The sequence below is a fragment of the Mixta mediterraneensis genome (assembly GCF_030283135.1).
Taxonomy (GTDB): domain Bacteria; phylum Pseudomonadota; class Gammaproteobacteria; order Enterobacterales; family Enterobacteriaceae; genus Pantoea; species Pantoea mediterraneensis.
Window position 1 is genome coordinate 1 of sequence record NZ_JASUAZ010000092.1, and the last position, 3703, is coordinate 3703.

The 3703-nt window shown below is 50.3% G+C and carries 4 protein-coding genes; 2 read left to right on the forward strand and 2 right to left on the reverse strand.

Features of this window, described 5'->3' with window-relative positions; genetic code table 11:
- Window positions 1-718, reverse strand: a 718-nt coding sequence (locus QRY16_RS21545; protein ID WP_289778002.1) for an acyltransferase family protein, incomplete at its 3' end; no start/stop codon positions are given.
- A 346-nt stretch (window positions 719-1064) separates the two neighbouring features.
- On the opposite strand from QRY16_RS21545, the gene istA reads away from it, so the two are divergent.
- Together istA and istB are read left to right on the forward strand one after the other, a co-directional pair.
- Complete coding sequence (gene istA / locus QRY16_RS21550) at window positions 1065-2087, forward strand: IS21 family transposase (RefSeq protein ID WP_193405541.1); 1023 nt, start codon at window positions 1065-1067, stop codon at window positions 2085-2087.
- Complete coding sequence (gene istB, locus QRY16_RS21555) at window positions 2084-2866, forward strand: IS21-like element ISSen3 family helper ATPase IstB (protein ID WP_193405542.1); 783 nt, start codon at window positions 2084-2086, stop codon at window positions 2864-2866. The genes istA and istB overlap by 4 nt, the downstream gene beginning before the upstream one ends.
- Before the next feature lie 520 nt (window positions 2867-3386).
- On the opposite strand, the gene QRY16_RS21560 is transcribed toward istB, so the two are convergent.
- On the reverse strand, window positions 3387-3703 hold a 317-nt coding region (locus tag QRY16_RS21560; protein WP_289778003.1), incomplete at its 5' end, for an Rpn family recombination-promoting nuclease/putative transposase.

Genomic DNA, 3703 nt, shown 5'->3' on the forward strand with positions numbered 1-3703 from the left:
GCGCCAGTAACAGAATCACCCCCGAATGCAGCAGTGGATGTTTAGCCATTTCGGGTATTTTATCTCTGTTGATATAAAGCGCGTAACCAGCAGCATAATAGACGCAGAAGCGGGCAGTTACCGGAATTAACAGCATCAATTCGCCTGTATCCTTCATAAAAAACTTAAGCACGAAGAAGCAATTACACACCACGATAAGCGTTCCAGTTAACACCAGAAAGGGTAGACGCCGAAACACTGTCGCAAGCTTCACATATAGAGAGCCCGGTATCAAAAAAGACATGGCCGACAGGGAAACCAGGAACCACAAATGATGAAGCTGCGTATAACCGCTGGCTAAGCCCGCATAGGTTATCGCATTGCCTTTGATTGCCGCAGAGAGCAGGTACATAACGCCAGGTATAAAAGCAAAAGCGGAAATAAGCGGAATGAGTACTCTTTTCTTCCTGTTTTGAATAAAAAAAGCGTTTCCTTTGCGCAGAAAAACCATAGCGGAAAACATGCCGGATAAAAAGAAAAACGCTTCCATTCTGAAGGTATGGATAAATTCAATGAATGACGTAAAAACTATCGATTCATTTTTTCCTGATATGTAATACCAGGAATTCCCCCCAGGTAAACTACGTGCTGCATGGTACAGCACCCCTTCCAAAATAAGCAGCGCACGTAAAAAATCGAGGCCTATATTACGTTTTGATAAAAAAGAAGATTTATCCACTATTTCCGCCTTGAAAATTCATTATTGCTTTATTTTAAACAGGCCAGCAGAAAAAGCTTCGCAAGCCGTTAATCGTCGCTAAACAAAACGGCGTAGTATTAATGCAGCCCAGTTACGACCACATATTTCCCTCAAGCGGAATCGCCCTTTACTTAAGGAAATTTTATCATATCAGCTTTCCCATTCGTTCTTAAGCTGGCACTGCAACATTCAGATAAAACTTATAGTGCATAGCAAGCCGATGAATTCAGGCTGGTTATTGTTACTAACGGTGCAAAACTGATCCACCCCAGCGGTTGAAAATTGATCCAGGGGTTAATCTGCTCCTCTGAATACAGGGGAGCTTATGATCACTTTTGAGATTCGTATGGAAATTAAAGTCCTGCACAAGCGGGGAATGAGTATCCGGGCCATCGCCAGAGAACTGGGTATTTCGCGCAATACTGTCCGCAGCCACCTGAAAGCCAAATCTGAAAAGCCGCAGTATTCACCACGCCCGGCATCATCATCACTGCTCGATGAATACCGCGATTATATCTGTAAGCGGATCAGCGACGCGCATCCCTACAAAATCCCGGCTACCGTTATTGCCCGGGAAATCATGGAGCTGGGCTATCGTGGAGGTCTGACTATCCTGAGGGAGTTCATCCGTTCGCAGACACTCCCCGTACAGGCAGAGCCGGTCGTTCGCTTCGAAACCGAGCCCGGACGGCAGATGCAGGTTGACTGGGGGACCATGCGAAACGGTAAGTCTCCCCTGCATGCGTTCGTTGCTGTTCTGGGGTACAGCAGAATGCTTTACATCGAGTTCACCGACAACATGCACTACGACACGCTGGAATCCTGTCACCGCAATGCGTTCAGCTTCTTCGGCGGCGTACCGCGGGAAGTTCTGTACGACAATATGAAAACGGTGGTGCTGCAGCGTGATGCTTACCAGGCCGGACAGCACCGGTTCCATCCTTCCCTGTGGCAGTTCGGCAAAGAGATGGGCTTCTCTCCGCGGCTGTGTCGCCCCTTCAGGGCACAGACTAAAGGTAAGGTGGAGCGAATGGTGCAGTACACCCGCAACAGCTTCTACATCCCGTTAATGACGCGCCTGCGCCCAATGGGGATCACCGTCGATGTTGAGACCGCAAACCGTTACGGCCTGCGCTGGCTGTACGATGTGGCGAATCAACGGAAGCATGAAACTATCCAGACCCGCCCCTGCGATCGCTGGGTGGAGGAACAGCAATCCATGCTGGCACTGCCACCGGAGAAAAAACAGTATGACGTGCAGGTTGACGAAAGCCTGGTGACCTTCGACAGGCAGCCGTTGCATCATCCACTCTCCATCTATGACACGTTCTGCAGAGGAGCCGCATGATGGTCGAACTGCAACATCAACGGCTGATGGTGCTTGCTGAACAGCTCCAGCTGGACAGCCTTATCGGCGCGGCGCCGGCTCTGTCGCAGCAGGCGGTGGATCAGGAATGGAGCTACATGGACTTCCTGGAGCACCTGCTACATGAGGAGAAACTGGCGCGGCATCAGCGTAAACAGGCGATGTACACGCGGATGGCAGCCTTCCCGGCGGTGAAGACGTTCGAGGAATACGACTTCACCTTCGCCACCGGCGCACCTCAGAAGCAAATCCAGTCGCTGCGCTCCCTGAGCTTCATCGAACGTAACGAAAACATTGTGCTGCTGGGTCCCTCGGGCGTGGGGAAAACGCATCTGGCGATAGCCATGGGCTACGAGGCAGTACGGGCGGGCATCAAGGTTCGCTTCACAACAGCAGCGGACCTGCTGTTACAGCTGTCGACTTCCCAGCGTCAGGGGCGTTACAAAACGACACTCAATCGCGGTGTCATGGCCCCCAAACTGCTCATCATCGACGAAATAGGCTATCTGCCGTTCAGCCAGGAGGAAGCCAAGTTGTTCTTCCAGGTCATTGCCAAACGTTACGAAAAGAGCGCGATGATCCTGACCTCTAACCTGCCGTTCGGGCAGTGGGACCAGACGTTCGCCGGGGATGCAGCCCTGACATCGGCAATGCTGGATCGGATCTTACATCACTCACACGTAGTCCAGATAAAAGGAGATAGCTATCGACTGAAGCAGAAGCGAAAGGCCGGGGTTATAGCGGAAGCTAATCCTGAGTAAACAAGGTGGATCAATATTAAACCGTTGGTGGTGACGGTTAGTGGATCACTTTTTACCCGTTGTTGACAGGTGGCTCTCCGTCGCTATCATCACTTCACGAGGAAACGGTTTTGTTGAGCAAAGCCTTACCACCATATTTATCGCCCGGATTACGTGATGAGTGCTCCTGGCATAAGCACAGTTCCGGGGCCAGCCCCTATCTGTTGGGGCTGGAAGCATTTTAGGTGCTACATATAGTGATTTGCATCAAACATGTTTGCGATTTTTTTGATTCAGAACAAAGTAATAATAAGAGTGTACAGACGAAGGGTTGTGCAGCAAATGTAAATACAGAGAATACATTTCAATTAGAAAACAGAGACTTCTTTTTTTGAGTTATTTTTAAAAAATATCCTGTAATTTAGCTTCACAAATAACAGTGAATGAATGGCCGGTGCGTCGTAGAACACAGTTTCACGGGGCTATGGGCCCCTGCCCCACCAGTTAATACTGATGGCCGGACAGGGAGTCTCGGAAGGGGTTAGTGGCGGATCTGCGCCAGGTCGTCTTCCATCAGACCGGTCATTTTCATGACGGTATTGCGATCGATGCCGTTTTGCAGCATGCTTCGTGCAATTTTAAGGGTGGCATCACGCTCGCCTTTTGCAATGCCGCGCTGTTCACCGAGCTGTAAGCCTTCAGCCCTGCCCTTCTCGATACCCTTCTGTTCAAGCTGTTGTGCGATGGTCATAAGTGCGTCTCCGTGTTGCGGCACACGCTGTGCCAGTTCGCGTACAAAGGCTTCGGCGTCGGATGTTTCGCCTGCCTGCACTATATAGTGTACCAGCGATATGACCT